Source organism: Paraglaciecola sp. L1A13, from assembly GCF_009796745.1.
In the GTDB taxonomy this organism is placed as follows: Bacteria; Pseudomonadota; Gammaproteobacteria; order Enterobacterales; family Alteromonadaceae; genus Paraglaciecola.
Genome location: NZ_CP047024.1, coordinates 1,425,932 through 1,442,498, shown reverse-complemented (window position 1 = coordinate 1,442,498; position 16,567 = coordinate 1,425,932). Strand labels below are relative to the sequence as shown.

The following is a 16,567-nucleotide window of genomic DNA, read 5'->3' as shown; positions in this document are numbered from 1 at the left end:
CCTGTATTAACGATTACAGTTTATACAGGCTTATCTGTGAAAAAGATCATTTGACCAATTGTGTCAAAAAATCGACCGTTTTGACATAGTCCCTTTGCTGAATAAATTGCTGTTTTTGTTCGGCTGACACTGGCAGAAGTTCTAGCCATCGATAAATCACCCAAATAGGATCTTCAAAATGAGGTGCAGGATACATATCTTGGATTTCAGGGTACTTATCAAATATGTCGATCAATCGCTGCTTCACTAAGGAAATATCAGTGCCGGGATCTGCCTGCCAAGTAGGAAGCCATGAACATTGTCCTATTCGCAAACCGTCTTTTTCTGTTTCAATTTGTTGAATGGAAAAACACCGATCCCCCTCTACCGTTATCCCCAGTAAACCATCGTTTAACATATCAAAATCAATAACTTTAACGTGAGTCCCAACATGATAAATGTGCTCATTTAGGGACTTATTGCCTTTCGCATTCAACATACAAATGCCGAAGCCAGACTGCGCCGCACAGGCTTCCTTCACCATTCGAATATAACGCGGTTCAAAAATGCGCAGTGCCATACGCCCTTGGGGTAACACATGGGCAGATAAAGGGAATAAAGGTAACGTAAACATATTCACATTCAACAGTAATACTCAGGTGATAGATATCGATTGGTACGTGATGATAACGATTTAGATCTGTGGCAATTGAAAATCATCCAATGATGATCTTAAAATCAATTTACGCGTTAATAATGATAGCGACTTTATAATAATCCCGACAATATAACGAGTGTTAACCAATGGATGCCGTAGAACGTTTCGTAAAATTTTATAAAAAACTAGATAGTCAGTCTTTAACGGAGCTCGCCGATCTTTATAGCGAAGACATTATATTTGTCGACCCAGTGAAAGAGCACAAAGGCTTAGTGGATGTACGACATTATTTTGCTCAATTACTTGAAAATGTCAGTGAATGTTCGTTCGACATACAACAAATAGATAAATTTGATTCCCGCGCGGTAATAACGTGGGTAATGCATTTTAGCCACCCTAAGCTAAAAGCAGGCGAAAACATCAGTGTGCAAGGCATTAGCCAGTTAGCGATTACAGAGAATAAAATTAGTTACCAGCGCGATTACTACGATTTGGGCAGCATGTGTTACGAACATATACCAGTTCTTGGTTCGGTCATTAGATATCTTAAAGGGCGATTAGCGTCATGAAACAAATATTAGTCACTGGTGCAACATCAGGTATCGGCGAAGGATTGGTAAAGCTTGCTGCCGATAGGCACTATAACGTTATTGCATGTGGTCGCAATAGTGAAAAGCTCACTGAGCTCGAGTCAAGCCATCAGCTAACAACGCTTAATTTTGATGTGACCGACCAACAGCAAACTATTGATGCTTTGCGTAACGTGCGAGCTGACATCTATGTTCTCAACGCTGGCGTTTGCGAATACGTTGATGTAGATACCTTTGAGCCAGATATGTTTAAACGCGTATTTGAAGCCAACTTCTTTGGTGTCATAAATTGTGTTAATGCCTTATTACCCAATTTAATGGCAGGCAATCAACTCGTCATCGTCGACAGCATGGCTCGGTTACTGCCCTTTACGCAGAGCCAAGCATATGGCGCCAGTAAAGCCGCTTTACATTACCTGACCAAAACAATGGAGGTCGATTTAGCTGCCAAAGGCATAATCGTGCAGAGTGTTTCACCGGGTTTTGTAGAAACGCCACTCACCAATAAAAACGATTTCGATATGCCTATGCGAATTTCCGTTGATGAAGCAGTCGCTAGTTTGCTCAGAGGCATCGAGAAGCGCTCGAAAAATATTTATTTCCCGATAATGTTTGGCGTAATACTTCGTGTGTTATCACGACTACCAAGCTCGATCAAAGTCGCGCTAAGTAAGAAAATGAAAAATAATAAACAGGAAGCGGACTAAGATGTCTAAGCGAATTGCCATTATTGGCAGCGGAATTTCAGGATTGACATGTGGCTACTTGCTGCATAAAAAACACGACATTACGATTTTCGAAGCCAACGATTATATCGGCGGGCACACTGCCACAAAAGATGTGATTGTTAATGGTCGCGAATATGCAATAGATACTGGTTTTATCGTTTACAACGATTGGACCTACCCTAACTTTATAAAGTTAATGGACGCGCTAAAGGTAAAAAGTCAGTCCAGTGAAATGAGTTTCAGCGTCAAAAATGCGGCCCTAAATCTTGAATACAACGGTAATACACTTAACAGTTTATTTGCTCAACGGCGCAATATCTTTCGCCCTTTGTTTTGGCGTATCGTAAAAGATATTTTGCGTTTCAATAAGCTATGTAAAGCACAAGATTTAGCCAACATAAACACTCAACAAACCTTATTTGGCTTTCTAAGTGAGCATCATTTCAGCGATGCCTTTATTTATAATTATATACTACCGATGTGCGCGGCAATTTGGTCTACCAGTGTCGAAGACATAAAAGCATTCCCTTTTATATTTTTCTTACGATTCTTTAATAATCACGGCTTACTTAACGTCACCGATCGTCCTCAATGGTATACCCTTATTGGCGGCTCAAGAGAGTACATTGCGCCCTTAACGAGAGGTTTTTCCAATAAAATTCGATTAAGTACGCCAGTTACGGGCGTAACGAAAATAGATACTGGGTATCAAGTGAATTGGCATGAGGGCAGTGAACAGTTCGATGAGATTATTTTTGCCTGCCATAGTGATCAGGCTCTTAGCATGCTTGATAATGCTGAAATTCCCCAGCGGGAGCTTGTAGCTAACATACTTGGCCAAATAAAATACATTCCCAATGACGTTATTTTACACACCGACAGCAGCGTTTTGCCTAAACGTAAGCTCGCCTGGGCCAGTTGGAACTATTCTATTCCTAATGAGCACGAAGCCCATCATTCCCCCGCTATACTGACTTACAATATGAATATTTTGCAGTGCCTTAAATCAGATACCACTTTTTGCGTGACCCTCAATAATCGCAGCGGTATCGCTGAAAACGCGATATTAGGCACCTACCAATACGCCCATCCACAATTTAATGAAGCCGCTATCAATGCTCAGTCTCGCCGACATGAAATTTCAGCTGTAGACGGACTGCATTTTTGTGGTGCATATTGGTACAACGGCTTTCATGAAGATGGTGTACGCAGCGCATTAGATGTATGCCAACATTTTGGCGAAACGTTGTAATGCAAAGTGCTATATATAAAGGTCGGGTGTTTCACGCTCGCCACTATCCTAAGAAAAATTCGTTTAACTACGATATTTTTCTTATGTGGCTAAAACTTGACGAGTTGAGTGAAATTGAAAAAAACGTGCGTTTTTTCTCATCCTCACATTGGGCCCCCTTGCGTTACAAACGCCAAGATTACCTAGGCGATAAAACGGAATCACTCGAAAAAAGTGTCCTCAAACGGATGAGCGAATTAGCAGGAAAGCAACTTGCTGGTGACGTATACCTACTTGGGCAAGTACGCACGTTTGGTTTGTATTTTAGCCCCGTCAATTTCTATTACTTACGTCAACCAGACGGTCTTTACAGCCATATGCTAGCTGAAGTCAGTAATACCCCGTGGAATGAACGGCATCACTATTTGGTCGACTTAGATGATCAACACGATTCGCAAAAAGCGTTTCATGTTTCACCATTTAATCCCTTGGATATGCAGTATAAATGGGCCGTCATGCAACCAAGCAAAAAACTTAACTTAACACTCAAATGTGTTAAAGAGATCACTCATTTAGATACTGGTTTGAATTTAACGCGCATCGAACTGAACTCTACGTCAGTATTTCGCGTATTAATATCAATCCCTAGTATGGCCATCAAGACCGTGATTGGTATTTATTGGCAGGCGATAAAACTATTTTTAAAACGCGTGCCTTTTTACGCACACGCAACACAAGGTAAGAAGTAGTATGGTTAACAGCGAACAGACCCTCCAAGAGGTTGACTCACTTTCTTGGCAAGACAAGATCAGTCGTCAAATCATGTTAAAAATTTTTGCTAGTTTGCCTGAAGGCGAAATGGTCATAAAAGAAAATGGCGTCTTAGTCGATGTATTCGGCGAGAAAGGCTCTGACTTACATGCCGAAATTAACTTTCTAGACTTACGCGCATACCGCCGCTTGCTATTTGGTGGCAGTGTTGCCTCAGGCGAAACCTACAGCGAAGGAATGTGGATTACACCAAACCTAACCAATGTAATTCGAATCTTCGCCCGTAACTTGCCGATGCTTGACCGCTGGGAAGGTAAAATGGAATGGTTAGCGCTGCCGATTCGTAAAATTGGCCATTTTGCACGGCGTAACTCCACTAGCCAAGCAAAGAAGAATATTGCTGATCATTACGATTTGGGCAACAAGTTATATACCCGATTTTTAGATGACAGCATGATGTATTCATCGGCAATCTACCCGCACAAAGACGCCAACCTCGGTGAGGCACAGCAACATAAACTGAAAACTATATGTGACAAGTTACAACTCACAGCAAGCGATCACTTGTTGGAAATAGGCACCGGCTGGGGAGGTCTAGCAGTTTATGCGGCTAAAAATTATGGCTGTAAAGTGACCACAACAACGATTTCTGAAGAGCAATATGCGTTTGCTCAACAGTGGGTTGAGCGTGAAAATTTACAACAACAAATTACCCTTTTGAAAAAAGATTATCGGTTGTTAGAAGGCCAATACGACAAGTTGGTTTCTATTGAAATGATTGAAGCGGTAGGTAAAGAATACTTGCCTACCTTTTTTCAGAAGTGCTCTAATCTTTTAAAGAAAGACGGGGTAATGTTGCTCCAATCAATTACTATCAGTGATCAACGCCTGAACAGTTACGCTAAAAGTGTTGATTTTATTCAAAAGCATATATTTCCTGGCGGTTTTCTACCGTCTCAGTTGTTGATTAATGAGCACTTAAAAAAACACACCGATATGATGATCCGCGATCTTCATGATATTGGATTAGACTACGCAAAAACCCTACAACATTGGCATCAAGCATTTAACAGTAACATTGATGTACTGGCGCAAGATGGTTACGACGAACGCTTCAGTAATATGTGGCGCTACTATCTTAGCTACTGCGAAGGTGGTTTTTTAGAGCGCACTATTAGCACCGTGCAACTGGTGCTAAGTAAACCTGCTTATTGCGCCCCCTTAAGCCGCTAACATGAAGCCAAGCATACACTGTATCGTATTGTTGTTAGCCTTGTTCTCATCGGTAGGGCAAAGTTCGTCACTTATAAGCGAGATGCAGCCAGTAGGAAGCGCCAAGTTATCGGTGTTTTTCTGGGATGTATATCACTCTACGTTATATAGCGCTGACGGCACTTACACTGAAAATCAAAGACCCCTGGCATTACAAATCACCTATTTGCGAGATATAGACGCAGACGATCTTCTAGCCTCCACCACCGATGAATGGAACAAGCTTGGTGTCTCCCGTGACGTTTATCAGCCGTGGTTGACGCAACTCGCAAGTATCTGGCCCGATATTAAGGAGAAAGACGAGTTTTTGTTTTTAATCGGTGAAGACCACCGTGGTGCGTTCTATGTAAACCAGAAACGGATCGGTAGCATCGCCGATAAAAACTTTTCAACGAGCTTTTTACGCATTTGGTTAGACCCCAACGGGAGCTATCCAAAACTGCGTAAGCAATTAATTGGTCAGGCAAAATAGGACACAATCATGCACACCTTAAAAGCCATCTCTTTATCCGCTAGCTTAGTATTGTTAAGCGCTTGTACTACCGCTATCGATGAATATCGGGATACCACGCCGACCTTTTCACTGAAAGACTATTTCGATGGTCAGTTAACAGCTTGGGGGATAGTTCAAGACTATTCAGGCAAACTTACCCGCCGATTCTGCGTCGATATAACAGCAACGTGGCAAGGCAATAATGGCCAACTTGATGAATCATTTTATTTTAACGACGGTACCCGTCAAACTCGTATATGGAATGTCACTGTAGACGAAAATGGCGCAGTGACTGGCAGTGCTTCGGACGTAGTCGGTCAAGCGAGTGGCACATCACAAGGTAGCGCCTTTAATTGGAAGTACACCTTAACCGTACCCATTGATGGCACCGAATATGACTTTGCAATTGATGACTGGATGTACGCACTAGATAATAACCGCATGATGAATCGTTCATATATGAAAAAATTTGGTGTGACCGTTGCTGAATTTTCTATCTTTTTTGATAAGAGCGCAGATATTCCCTCATGTGGTTCGTAGTCTGCTCTTGGCGCTCAGCCTGATGCAGGGCCAAAAAAAGCGACCTGCGGGTCGCCTTAATTTCGGAGCTTGAATAATCTAATTATTCTAATACTGATATAGGCTCTGACACTTTCGCTTTACCCTGCTTAATGGCAATCTCAACACGTCTGTTACTGCTACGAGCTTGTGCATTATCTTCCCCGAGTAAGGGTGCGGTATCGGCTTTACCTACAACCGACATACGGCTTTCATTAAAACCCGGCGCTTTGCGTAACTCTTCTGCTACGGCGACTGCTCGTTGCGCCGACAAGTCCCAATTAGAACGATACAACTCGTTGGAAATCACCATACTGTCGCTGTGACCTGATATTTCAATATCACCTGGCATATCAGCGAGTATGGTACCTATTTTACGTAAGATAGGTCTAAATTGAGGTTGTAAAAATGCTGAACCAGCGGAGAACGAACCATTTTCACGAATACGGATAATAAGTTGTTGCCCTAATGATTCCATTTCAATTGCACCGTCGAGAATTTCTTTTTCCAGCTGCTGAGCAACCTTCTTCAACTTCTCGTTGGCTTCCTCTTGGCTTGCTTTACTTTTCGCGCTTGCTTCCTCGCTAGCAGTTTGCTGGGCGGCACCGCCTTTTTGTTCACCGCGTTGCTTTTGACGTCCTCCAGCCGAGTCTTCATTACCCGCCTGAAACTCTAGCATTTGCTGAGTCATTTCAATAGTTTGCTGCTGTATTGTTTCAATCGGCGTCGGGTCTGGACGTCCGGGTCTAAACTCCATGGCAATAACACTTGTGCCTTTAGGAATATCTTTAACCTCAATTTTATTTTGCACACCAAAAGCAAACTTCATCGAACCAGCGATTTGCTTAAATTTTAATACATCCATTTCTGAAAATGACAGCAGCAAAACGAAGAAACACATCAACAAAGACATTAAATCTGCAAATGTCCCCATCCATGCGGGTAGGCCCTCGGGGGGACATTTTGGGCATTCGTCTTCCATGACTTATGCGTCTTCCGTCGCGCTGCCGCGTTTACTGGCGGCTAAATAATTTTTTAATATTCCTTCGATAACCCTAGGGTTTTGCCCATCAGCTATGCCAATAATGCCGTCTAAAATAAGACTTTGGTTGAGTTTTTCTTCCACCGCACGATTACCCAGTTTCTCCGCAATAGGTAAACATACAACGTTCGCTAATACGGCTCCGTAAAGAGTGGTTAAAAGCGCAACGGCCATTGCCGGCCCGATTGATTTGGGATCGTCCATGTTTGATAACATAGCAACCAAACCAATCAATGTACCAATCATTCCCATTGCAGGCGCTACGTCACCTAACCCTTTAAATATGGTGGCACCAAATTCATGGCGCTCTGTGGTCATCGAAATATCTTTGCCTAATGTAGCCCGCACAACATCGACGTCATGCCCATCAACCAGCATGTCGACACCTTTTTGCATAAATTCATTTTCAATTTGTGCTTCTTCTAACGCTAAGAAACCGCCTTTGCGTGCTGCGTCGGCCATTTCAACAATTTTTTCAATTTGAGATTCAGGTGATTCTATTTTGAACATAAAGGCTTTGCCGGCAATTTTACCCGCACCAAAAAACTGCCCTAAGGTAAATTGAGACAACACCACAAATAAACTACCGCACACGACGATTAAAATAGAGGGCACGTTAAAAAACATCCCCAAATCACCGCCTAGCACCATGGCCATGATCACGAAACCAAACGCGCCGATCATGCCGATAAGGGTTGCTAAATCCACATTGTACTCCCATCAAAAAAGTGTGTTACGTGAAATAAAAAATGGCCCAGCTATAAAACGCCTGCTTTTAATTAACAGGATATATATTTAGCTTATTGACTTGGTTAATCATTTTATCGACTAAGTTGAAATAATCTATAGTCCTTAGGTCCAAATCCTTTGTAGTGTAGCCTGAAATCTCACTATCATGTTGAGATAAGTATCTCATCATACGAGAAATATCTTTAACTGTTCACGCTCTGAGGTATGAAAAAGGTTTGACCACTATTTACCCCTCAGGTAAGGTGCGCTCAACTCGTAAAAGAGCAATACAAAATAGAAGCGAACCCTATGACCAGTCGTAAAAAAACCGAAAACCTGAGCTTTGAAGAATCGATGCAAGAGCTCGATAGCATAGTCAATCAAATGGAAGAAGGTGAGCTAAGTTTAGAAGATGCCTTAGGGCGTTTTGAGCGAGGCATTCAATTGGCCCGCCACAGTCAAAGCAAACTAAAACAAGCTGAACAGAAAGTTCAAATATTAATGGGTCAAGATGAGCAATCTGTGCTGGTCGACTTCGATCCCTCCAATACCCAAGACTAATGACTTTTGAGACTCAACAAAAGTGCGTTCACCAACACGTAGACGCCTTACTGCAAGCGCAAATATCAGCTTTTGGGGATCACGCCCCCACATTAAAAAATGCCATGCAATATGCACTGCTAATGGGCGGTAAACGTATGCGTCCGTTTTTAGTGTATGCCGTTGGCGAAGCATTGGGCATTCAAGAAACAGATTTAGATGCGCCCGCGCTTGCACTTGAATGTATTCATGCCTATTCGTTAGTGCACGATGACTTGCCAGCAATGGACGACGACGATTTGCGTCGCGGTCATCCAACCTGTCATATTCAGTTTGACGAAGCCAATGCCATATTGGCGGGCGATGCCTTGCAAACGCTGGCCTTTGAAATTATTGCCAACTATCCCTTGTCAGAATTTGCTAATCAACAACGTATTGAGTTAGTTAAAATACTCAGCCGTGCATCTGGCTATTCAGGGATGTGCGGTGGTCAAGCGATTGATCTAGATTCAACGAATAAACGTATTAGTCAGTCACAGTTAGAATTGCTACATAGCAAAAAAACCGGCGCATTAATTTTAGCAGCCGTTGAAATGGCTTGTTCCCTAAGCGCAGAAATAACAGACGAGAGTAAAGCACTGCTGTGTCAATATGCGCAAACGATAGGTTTAGCATTTCAAGTACAAGACGACATTTTAGATGTTATTGGTGATTCAGAAACCTTAGGCAAGCCCCAAGGTTCAGACCAAGAACAGAATAAAAGCACCTACCCTGCGTTGCTTGGTATAGCAGGAGCTCAGCGATATCTAAGTGAACTTCACCAAGAAGCACTTCAAGCTTTGCTAGCTTTGCCCTACAATACACAGGTGTTGAGATCTTTTACCGATTTCGTCATTCATCGTAATTACTAATTACGAACGATACATCATCATCAGATAATAATAGTAGAAACGAACCTAATGACCCTGGATTTAGCCCACTACCCTCTTCTGGCTTTGGCGGACACCCCCAAGCAATTGCGCGAGTTACCGCAAGACAAACTAAAGCAAGTTTCAAAAGAATTACGTCAATATTTACTTACCAGCGTAAGCCAAAGTAGTGGTCACTTTGCGTCCGGGTTAGGCACAGTCGAATTGACTGTGGCTTTGCATTACGTTTACAACACGCCATTTGACCGTTTGATATGGGATGTGGGCCATCAGGCTTATCCTCACAAGATTTTAACGGGGCGTCGTGACCGTATGCCTACGATACGTCAGAAAAACGGCCTACACCCCTTCCCGTGGCCAAATGAAAGTGAATACGACACCTTTGCTGTCGGTCACTCATCAACGTCTATCAGTGCAGCTGTAGGCATGGCCGTTGCCGCTGAAAAAGAAGCCTTAGGCCGAAAAGTAGTAGCGGTAATCGGTGATGGCGCAATGACAGCCGGAATGGCGTTCGAAGCACTTAATCACGGCGGTGACATAGACAAAGACATGCTGGTTATCTTAAATGATAACGAAATGTCGATTTCAGAGAACGTAGGCGCATTAAACAGCCATTTGGCTCGTTTACTTACGGGTAACTTCTTTAACTCTATTCGTGATGGCGGTAAAAAGCTGCTCAGCACCGTTCCACCGATTAAAGAATTCGCTAGCCGAGCGGAAGAGCATATTAAGGGCATGGTTGTGCCTGGCACTATCTTTGAAGAATTAGGCTTTAACTATATTGGGCCAATTGACGGCCATGATGTAAACGGTGTGGTTGAAACCCTGAAAAATATGCGCAATATCAAAGGCGCTCAAATTCTGCACGTAGTGACCAAAAAAGGCAAAGGCTACGAACTGGCCGAAAAAGATCCTATTAAATTTCATGCTGTGCCTAAATTTAATCCATCAGCTGACGGTTTGCCAAAAGCGGCACCAAGCGACCCGACCTATTCAAACATATTCGGTCGTTGGTTGTGTGACATGGCGCAGCAAGATCCTAATCTAATGGCAGTCACCCCAGCCATGCGTGAAGGTTCTGGCATGGTAGAGTTTTCACAAAAATACCCTAAGCAATATTTTGATGTGGCCATCGCCGAACAACACGCGGTAACGTTTGCAGCCGGCCTTGCCAAAGAAGGTCAAAATGCCGTTGTGGCCATTTATTCAACTTTTTTACAACGTGCTTATGACCAACTTATCCATGATGTGGCGTTACAGAATTTACCGGTATTGTTCGCAATAGACCGAGCGGGTTTAGTCGGTGCTGATGGCCCAACACACCAAGGCGCATTTGATATTCCATTTTTACGTTGCATACCTAATATGGTGATCATGGCCCCCGCTGACGAAAATGAATGTCGTCAAATGCTCTACACTGGTCATAAATTGAATAAACCCGCAGCCGTTAGATACCCTCGAGGCTCAGGCACTGGGGTAAAACCAGACGTCGATATGCACGCCTTAGAGATAGGCAAAAGTAGATCTATTCGCCAAGGGCAAAAAATAGCAATCTTGAATTTTGGTGCATTGCTACCTTACGCGGAAAAAGCCGCTGAGGTATTAAATGCCACCGTTATCGATATGCGCTTTGTGAAACCATTAGACACCGCTGCAGTTAGTCAGGCTGCAAAAGAACATGAGCTTATTATGACCCTTGAAGATGGCGCCATTATGGGCGGCGCTGGCGGTGCTGTGGCTGAGTATTTGCTAAGCACAAAGTATACCTGTCGACTATTGCAAATAGGCTTACCTGATGAGTTTATTATGCAAAGTACACAAACTGAAATGTATGCTGAATTAGGCTTAGATGACGCGGGTATTATCGCCAAGGCTCAGGCGTTTTTTAGTTAGGGTGCACGCGCATCAAGTGTCAACCTCAAAAAATTGTATCTAACGTTGCGCCAGTAACCTGTCTAGGTTATTGGCGAACGCTTGTTTTTCTTTACTGCCGTAAGCACCTGGTCCACCGGTTTGTACGCCACTGCTACGCATGGTGTCCATAAAATCACGAATATTCAATATGCTACCAATACTCTCTTTGGTATATAGCTCGCCCCGTGGATTTAGCGCTAAAGCACCTTTAGCTATCACTTCTGCCGCAAGGGGTATGTCCGCCGTAATGACCAAGTCATTAGCCACACATTGCTCAACAATATAATCATCTGCCACGTCAAAACCACTTTGTACTTGAATACTGGTGATGTTCTTATCCGGTGGCACGGGAATATGTTGATTGGCCACTAGGGTCATTTCAATCTGTGTACGCTGAGCGGCCTTAAATAAAATTTGTTTCACAAGTACCGGACAAGCGTCCGCATCAACCCAAATTTTCATGGTGTTCCTTTATCGAAATGTAGATATTGTTAGTAGTAGCGCTGCAGTGTGAAATAAAGAATTTGTCAGTGCTTTATTTCCATTGTGACAAGCTATACGCAATACAGCCGCACGCAATGTAAACCGACTACAACCAGCCGCAATAAAGTGTGAGATGCATCAGAATTAGCGCAAAAAAGCCTGCTAATACATCGTCAATCATAATGCCGAATCCGCCATGCACTCGCGCATCCAGATAGCTAATTGGCCAAGGTTTAAGGATATCAAATAGCCGAAATAGCACGAAGCCTAACAATAAGGTTTGCCAGCTTAACGGCACAGCAATCATGGTGATAAGCAAACCGGCAATTTCGTCCCACACGATGGATGAATCATCATGCACCATCATGTCTTTCGCCGTTTTACCGCATAACCAAATGCCCACAATCGAGGCAACAAGCGTAACCAGTAAATATCCGCTAAGTGAGGTGCTATATGCTAAAAGGCACACTAATGGAATGGCCGCAATTGTGCCAAATGTACCGGGTGCTTTGGGCGCTAAACCGCTACCAAAACCCAATGCTAAAAAGTGCACTGGGTTAGCTAACGATACGCGTTTACGAATATGCCTGTCCATTATGCTCGCTTGGCGTTAATACTCGGTTCTGACGCACTAAAATGCTCGAAACCGGTTTGATTATAGACGTAACTTTCGTCATCAATTTTCAAATCGACTTTGCCCACGGCGCCATTAATTTGACCGATGCAAGTCGCCGTTACATTGCTACATGCTAACACGCGATCAACATTGTTCTTCTGTTCTTCGCTGACGGTAAAGAGCAGTTCATAGTCATCACCTGAACTTAATGCATAATGAAATGCACTGTCTCTATCTACCGATTCTAGCATGGCGCTAGATAAAGGAAGTTTGTCCAGTTGCAAACACGCACCACACTGGGACGCCTTTAGAATATGTTTAATGTCAGCCAGTAAGCCATCGGATATATCAATGCAGGCGCTTGCTACGCGCCGTAAGCTCGTTCCTGCAAATACTCTAGCCGTTGGGTAGTGTAAACGGTTAAGTAAATATTCACGGTGCTGGGGATTTTCAACCTCAGTTTTATTTAGCAGAATATCTAGACCTAATCCTGCATCACCGATAGAGCCTGTGACATACACAAAATCCCCAGGCTGAGCGCCGGAGCGTTTTAAGGCTTGGTCAGCGGTAACAAAACCTTGTGCGGTGATCGTAATGGCCAGTGGGCCTTGTACGGTGTCGCCGCCAATTAGTTGCACTGAGTAAAATTCAGTTAACTCTTTAAAGCCATCAGAAAATGCTTTCAGCCACTGCTCATCTACATTAGGAATAGACAAAGACAAACTCAGCCAAGCTGGCTCAGCGCCCATGGCGGCTAAATCGCTTAGATTGACTGAAATCGCTTTTTGCGCAATGGCTCTAGGAGATGCGTCAGGCAAAAAATGCACACCACTTACAAGGGTATCAGTTGTGGTAGCTAATGCTTGTCCGGCGGGTATCTGGGTAATGGCACAATCATCGCCGATGCCTAACAACACATCCTTGCGCTGAAAACTAACATCACGAAAATAGGTATCGATTAACGAAAATTCTTTCACATTATTATTTTAAAAACTCTCAGATTTAAAGGGGCGCATACAATTGCGCAACCCCTTTAAATATAACGCTCTTTTATGACAACTCGTGTTTACGAAGGGTCTTGATTGCTTTGTCTAGTACGCCATTGACGAACTTATGGCTTTCTTCTGCACCAAACGATTTAGCCAGTTCAATGGCTTCATTGATAACGACCTTGTATGGAACATCAATACGCTCTGCCAGTTCGTAAGTCGCCAGTCTTAAAATTGCTTTTTCGACGGGATCAAGTTCTTCAGGCAAACGCCCTAAGAAAGGCTTAATTTTAGCATCTAACTCAGCCGTTTTACGCACGACTGCACGCAACAACTCTAGAAAATACTCAGTATCGACGTCTTGCATATTATTGCTAGTAACGATACTCAGCTCTATTTGGTCGAGTGGATTTTTAGACATCTGCCAAGAGTATACGGCTTGAACCGCAAGTTCTCTTGCTTTACGACGAGCTGCTGGTTTCACCTACTTTGCCCCTTCGATATTGGCCATTACGTTAACCATTTCCAGTGCACCTAGTGCAGCTTCAGCGCCTTTGTTACCAGCTTTTGTGCCAGAACGCTCAATTGCTTGCTCAATACTGTCGGTTGTAATCACACCAAAAGAAACAGGAATACCATACTCTAAAGAAACCTGAGCCAAGCCTTTATTACACTCACCAGCTACAAATTCAAAATGCGGTGTACCGCCACGGATAACCGCGCCTAACGCGATAATGGCATCAAAAGTGCCTTTCTCAGCTAATTTTTTAGCGGCAATAGGTAACTCATAAGCACCAGGAACACGCACCAAAGTGATATCTTGGTCGTTGACCTCACCGTGACGCTCTAAAGTATCTAGTGCACCATCAACCAAACTTTCAACTACAAAACTGTTGAAACGAGACACAACTATCGCAAATTTTTTGCCTGTTGCGCGAATATTACCTTCAATGACATTCATGCTTAATGAGCCTTAACTATAAAAAATGGCGCGTATAATAGCACATAGCAATTTGATCCCAAACAGCTTAATGCAGTGATTATAAAATGCACATTTATGGTGATAAAAACAAACAACGCCTGATAGTCAGACGTTGTTTAGTAAATGATTAACCCAAAAGAAATTAATCGACGTATTCAACCACTTCTAAGCCGTAACCAGATAGGGCATGATATTTCTTAGGTCGACTCAGTAAGCGCATTTCTTTCACTCCAAGGCTGGCCAAAATCTGACTCCCTACCCCAACAGTACGAGAAGTACCACTCCACGCTTCCCCTACGGGTTTTTCACCGTTATCTTCCGCTTGAAATTGCATGACTTGGGTCAACAAATCTTCGTCTTTGCCCAGCAACACCAACACACCACCTTCGTCAGCGATACGCTTCAGTGCTTGAGGTAAGTCCATGCTGCGCTCTATGGCACGTTGTGATCCTAGCAAATCACTTAAGGTATTGTGCAAATGCACTCGAACCAAGGTGGGCTCATTAGGTTTAATTTCACCTTTGCACAAAGCAAAGTGCACTAGATTGTCGATCGAATCTTTATAGGTCACTAAATCAAATTCACCGTACTCAGTGGGTAGCTTACACTTTGCTACCTGCTCGATGGTGGTTTCGTTCAAGTTACGGTATTCAATTAAATCGGCAATGGTGCCAATTTTGAGATTATGCTTTTTCGCGAACTCTTTTAGTTCGGGGCCCCGGGCCATGGTGCCATCTTCGTTTAGAATTTCAACGATAACTGATGCAGGCTCTAGACCCGCTAAACGTGGTAAATCAACCCCCGCTTCAGTGTGACCAGCTCGGTTTAATACACCGCCTTCTTTAGCAATTAACGGGAATATATGACCTGGCTGTACAATATCATTTGCGGTTGCTTCAGGAGCAACGGCAGCCAAAATAGTACGCGCACGATCCGCAGCTGAAATGCCTGTAGTAACACCTTCTCGCGCCTCGATTGACACGGTAAAGTTAGTCGAAAACTGCGCACCGTTGTTGTCGACCATCAACGGTAAATTTAAACGCTGACAGCGTTCGGCGGTCATAGGTAAACACACCAAACCTCGCGCATGGGTCACCATAAAATTGATGTCCTGGGGGGTTACGTGCTCGGCAGCCATAATTAAATCGCCTTCGTTTTCACGGTCTTCGTCATCCATCAAAATAACCATTTTTCCAAGACGAATGTCTTCAATAATTTCTGCTGTTGTGTTCATTGACATAATATTGTGATTCTTTCTTGTTGATTCTTAGGGTTAAGCAGTTAACTGCGTATGTAATTGTGTGCTACAAACACACTACTTGTCCTTCAGCGTGTTTGTTAACGCAAATAGCCATTCTCGGCTAAAAACGCCATGCTGATATCTGATTTTTGTTGACCTGATTCAGCGGCTTTGTCACCGAGCATCAAGCGCTCAAGGTAACGCGCAACCACGTCCACTTCTAAATTGATTTTGGTGCCTTTTTTGTAACCACCAATAATGGTTTCTTGCAGACTGTGAGGAATAAGCGTGATCAAGAATTTAGCGCCCTCTACAGCGTTAACGGTCAAGCTCACACCATCAACGGTTATTGAGCCTTTCTCTGCTAAATAACGAGCTAACTCAGTAGGCGCTTGAACCCAAATTTCGACGTAACGACCAACAGGGTTGATAGATTGTACTTCGCCCACCCCATCAACGTGACCGCTGACGATATGCCCGCCAAAACGAGATGTCGGTAACATGGCTTTTTCCAAATTGACTTTACTGCCGGCTTTATAGCTGGCAAAGCCGCTGCGCTTAATGGTCTCATGCGATACATCCGCACTAAACCCACTGGGGCTCATATCTACCACCGTTAAACAAACACCGTTGTTGGCAATACTGTCGCCTAACGCCACATCAGACATATCCAGTTTATTCACCCGAATACTGAGGCGAATATCATCGCCGGTTGGCGTTAAGGATTCAATGTGCCCAACATCTTCTATTATTCCGGTAAACATATTGTCTTTTCACTTTTCTTAAATGTGCTACTTAACGTAAACATACCGAGCATTCGCGC

At 43.4% G+C, this 16,567-nt stretch carries 20 protein-coding genes; 10 read left to right on the top strand and 10 right to left on the bottom strand.

Annotation, left to right across the window (positions count from 1 at the left end; genetic code table 11):
* Nucleotides 1-46: 46 nt before the first annotated feature.
* Complete coding sequence (locus GQR89_RS05980) at nt 47-613, bottom strand: LON peptidase substrate-binding domain-containing protein (RefSeq protein ID WP_158769217.1); 567 nt, start codon at nt 611-613, stop codon at nt 47-49.
* Between the two features lie 170 nt (nt 614-783).
* Between GQR89_RS05980 and GQR89_RS05975 the strand changes: the two genes are divergently transcribed.
* The 7 genes from GQR89_RS05975 to GQR89_RS05945 are packed head-to-tail and all read left to right on the top strand — an operon-like array spanning nt 784 to nt 6,262.
* Nucleotides 784-1,206, top strand: coding sequence for a nuclear transport factor 2 family protein (locus GQR89_RS05975; RefSeq protein WP_158769216.1), 423 nt, complete (start codon nt 784-786; stop codon nt 1,204-1,206).
* Nucleotides 1,203-1,934: an SDR family NAD(P)-dependent oxidoreductase gene (locus GQR89_RS05970; protein ID WP_158769215.1), complete on the top strand. Its 732-nt coding sequence runs from the start codon at nt 1,203-1,205 to the stop codon at nt 1,932-1,934. The genes GQR89_RS05975 and GQR89_RS05970 overlap by 4 nt, the downstream gene beginning before the upstream one ends.
* 1 nt (nt 1,935) lies before the next feature.
* A complete protein-coding gene (locus tag GQR89_RS05965; protein WP_158769214.1) occupies nt 1,936-3,207 on the top strand; it encodes an NAD(P)/FAD-dependent oxidoreductase in 1,272 nt (423 codons plus the stop codon).
* Nucleotides 3,207-3,935 carry a DUF1365 domain-containing protein gene (locus GQR89_RS05960; RefSeq protein ID WP_158769213.1) on the top strand — a complete coding sequence of 243 codons (729 nt, stop codon included), beginning with the start codon at nt 3,207-3,209 and terminating at the stop codon, nt 3,933-3,935. Before GQR89_RS05965 ends, GQR89_RS05960 begins: the two co-directional genes overlap by 1 nt.
* Nucleotide 3,936: 1 nt before the next feature.
* Nucleotides 3,937-5,190, top strand: a complete 1,254-nt coding sequence (locus tag GQR89_RS05955) for a cyclopropane-fatty-acyl-phospholipid synthase family protein (RefSeq protein ID WP_158769212.1) — start codon at nt 3,937-3,939, stop codon at nt 5,188-5,190.
* A 1-nt stretch (nt 5,191) separates the two neighbouring features.
* Entirely contained in the window at nt 5,192-5,701 is a 510-nt protein-coding gene (locus tag GQR89_RS05950; protein ID WP_199271378.1) for a chalcone isomerase family protein, read from the top strand.
* A gap of 9 nt (nt 5,702-5,710) precedes the next feature.
* Nucleotides 5,711-6,262: a DUF3833 domain-containing protein gene (locus GQR89_RS05945; RefSeq protein WP_158769211.1), complete on the top strand. Its 552-nt coding sequence runs from the start codon at nt 5,711-5,713 to the stop codon at nt 6,260-6,262.
* 82 nt (nt 6,263-6,344) lie between these two features.
* Here the strand turns inward: GQR89_RS05945 and GQR89_RS05940 are convergent, their stop codons facing one another.
* Nucleotides 6,345-7,262 carry a flagellar motor protein MotB gene (locus GQR89_RS05940; RefSeq protein ID WP_158769210.1) on the bottom strand — a complete coding sequence of 306 codons (918 nt, stop codon included), beginning with the start codon at nt 7,260-7,262 and terminating at the stop codon, nt 6,345-6,347.
* 3 nt (nt 7,263-7,265) lie between these two features.
* Nucleotides 7,266-8,030, bottom strand: a complete 765-nt coding sequence (pomA, locus tag GQR89_RS05935) for a flagellar motor protein PomA (protein WP_158769209.1) — start codon at nt 8,028-8,030, stop codon at nt 7,266-7,268.
* 330 nt (nt 8,031-8,360) lie between these two features.
* On the opposite strand from pomA, the gene xseB reads away from it, so the two are divergent.
* From xseB to dxs, 3 genes are read left to right on the top strand one after another with little or no spacing between them, the layout of a single operon-like run.
* Complete coding sequence (gene xseB, locus GQR89_RS05930) at nt 8,361-8,612, top strand: exodeoxyribonuclease VII small subunit (protein WP_158769208.1); 252 nt, start codon at nt 8,361-8,363, stop codon at nt 8,610-8,612.
* Entirely contained in the window at nt 8,612-9,502 is an 891-nt protein-coding gene (gene ispA, locus GQR89_RS05925) for a (2E,6E)-farnesyl diphosphate synthase (protein ID WP_158769207.1), read from the top strand. Before xseB ends, ispA begins: the two co-directional genes overlap by 1 nt.
* Nucleotides 9,503-9,550: 48 nt before the next feature.
* Complete coding sequence (gene dxs, locus GQR89_RS05920; RefSeq protein ID WP_158769206.1) at nt 9,551-11,413, top strand: 1-deoxy-D-xylulose-5-phosphate synthase; 1,863 nt, start codon at nt 9,551-9,553, stop codon at nt 11,411-11,413.
* 39 nt (nt 11,414-11,452) lie between these two features.
* Here dxs and GQR89_RS05915 read toward each other — a convergent pair whose 3' ends face one another.
* The 7 genes from GQR89_RS05915 to GQR89_RS05885 all read right to left on the bottom strand — a co-directional run bounded on the left by GQR89_RS05915 (nt 11,453) and on the right by GQR89_RS05885 (nt 16,508).
* On the bottom strand, nt 11,453-11,896 hold the full coding sequence (locus GQR89_RS05915; protein ID WP_158769205.1) for a YaiI/YqxD family protein: 444 nt from the start codon (nt 11,894-11,896) through the stop codon (nt 11,453-11,455).
* Nucleotides 11,897-12,023: 127 nt separating this feature from the next.
* Complete coding sequence (locus GQR89_RS05910) at nt 12,024-12,512, bottom strand: phosphatidylglycerophosphatase A (RefSeq protein WP_158769204.1); 489 nt, start codon at nt 12,510-12,512, stop codon at nt 12,024-12,026.
* Nucleotides 12,512-13,510: a thiamine-phosphate kinase gene (gene thiL / locus GQR89_RS05905; protein ID WP_158769203.1), complete on the bottom strand. Its 999-nt coding sequence runs from the start codon at nt 13,508-13,510 to the stop codon at nt 12,512-12,514. The genes GQR89_RS05910 and thiL overlap by 1 nt, the downstream gene beginning before the upstream one ends.
* 73 nt (nt 13,511-13,583) lie before the next feature.
* Complete coding sequence (gene nusB / locus GQR89_RS05900) at nt 13,584-14,006, bottom strand: transcription antitermination factor NusB (RefSeq protein WP_158769202.1); 423 nt, start codon at nt 14,004-14,006, stop codon at nt 13,584-13,586.
* On the bottom strand, nt 14,007-14,483 hold the full coding sequence (gene ribE, locus GQR89_RS05895) for a 6,7-dimethyl-8-ribityllumazine synthase (protein WP_007107243.1): 477 nt from the start codon (nt 14,481-14,483) through the stop codon (nt 14,007-14,009).
* A 163-nt stretch (nt 14,484-14,646) separates the two neighbouring features.
* Nucleotides 14,647-15,744 carry a bifunctional 3,4-dihydroxy-2-butanone-4-phosphate synthase/GTP cyclohydrolase II gene (gene ribBA / locus GQR89_RS05890; protein ID WP_158769201.1) on the bottom strand — a complete coding sequence of 366 codons (1,098 nt, stop codon included), beginning with the start codon at nt 15,742-15,744 and terminating at the stop codon, nt 14,647-14,649.
* A gap of 98 nt (nt 15,745-15,842) precedes the next feature.
* Complete coding sequence (locus GQR89_RS05885) at nt 15,843-16,508, bottom strand: riboflavin synthase (RefSeq protein ID WP_158769200.1); 666 nt, start codon at nt 16,506-16,508, stop codon at nt 15,843-15,845.
* Nucleotides 16,509-16,567 lie beyond the last annotated feature (59 nt).

Excerpts from the sequence above, each read along its gene's own strand:
- GQR89_RS05980 (WP_158769217.1), bottom strand. The coding sequence starts at position 613 with ATGTTTACGTTACCTTTATTCCCTTTATCTGCCCATGTGTTACCCCAA.
- GQR89_RS05975 (WP_158769216.1), top strand. The coding sequence starts at position 784 with ATGGATGCCGTAGAACGTTTCGTAAAATTTTATAAAAAACTAGATAGT.
- GQR89_RS05970 (WP_158769215.1), top strand. The coding sequence starts at position 1,203 with ATGAAACAAATATTAGTCACTGGTGCAACATCAGGTATCGGCGAAGGA.
- GQR89_RS05965 (WP_158769214.1), top strand. The coding sequence starts at position 1,936 with ATGTCTAAGCGAATTGCCATTATTGGCAGCGGAATTTCAGGATTGACA.
- GQR89_RS05960 (WP_158769213.1), top strand. The coding sequence starts at position 3,207 with ATGCAAAGTGCTATATATAAAGGTCGGGTGTTTCACGCTCGCCACTAT.
- GQR89_RS05955 (WP_158769212.1), top strand. The coding sequence starts at position 3,937 with ATGGTTAACAGCGAACAGACCCTCCAAGAGGTTGACTCACTTTCTTGG.
- GQR89_RS05950 (WP_199271378.1), top strand. The coding sequence starts at position 5,192 with ATGAAGCCAAGCATACACTGTATCGTATTGTTGTTAGCCTTGTTCTCA.
- GQR89_RS05945 (WP_158769211.1), top strand. The coding sequence starts at position 5,711 with ATGCACACCTTAAAAGCCATCTCTTTATCCGCTAGCTTAGTATTGTTA.
- GQR89_RS05940 (WP_158769210.1), bottom strand. The coding sequence starts at position 7,262 with ATGGAAGACGAATGCCCAAAATGTCCCCCCGAGGGCCTACCCGCATGG.
- xseB (WP_158769208.1), top strand. The coding sequence starts at position 8,361 with ATGACCAGTCGTAAAAAAACCGAAAACCTGAGCTTTGAAGAATCGATG.
- ispA (WP_158769207.1), top strand. The coding sequence starts at position 8,612 with ATGACTTTTGAGACTCAACAAAAGTGCGTTCACCAACACGTAGACGCC.
- dxs (WP_158769206.1), top strand. The coding sequence starts at position 9,551 with ATGACCCTGGATTTAGCCCACTACCCTCTTCTGGCTTTGGCGGACACC.
- GQR89_RS05915 (WP_158769205.1), bottom strand. The coding sequence starts at position 11,896 with ATGAAAATTTGGGTTGATGCGGACGCTTGTCCGGTACTTGTGAAACAA.
- GQR89_RS05910 (WP_158769204.1), bottom strand. The coding sequence starts at position 12,512 with ATGGACAGGCATATTCGTAAACGCGTATCGTTAGCTAACCCAGTGCAC.
- ribE (WP_007107243.1), bottom strand. The coding sequence starts at position 14,483 with ATGAATGTCATTGAAGGTAATATTCGCGCAACAGGCAAAAAATTTGCG.
- ribBA (WP_158769201.1), bottom strand. The coding sequence starts at position 15,744 with ATGTCAATGAACACAACAGCAGAAATTATTGAAGACATTCGTCTTGGA.
- GQR89_RS05885 (WP_158769200.1), bottom strand. The coding sequence starts at position 16,508 with ATGTTTACCGGAATAATAGAAGATGTTGGGCACATTGAATCCTTAACG.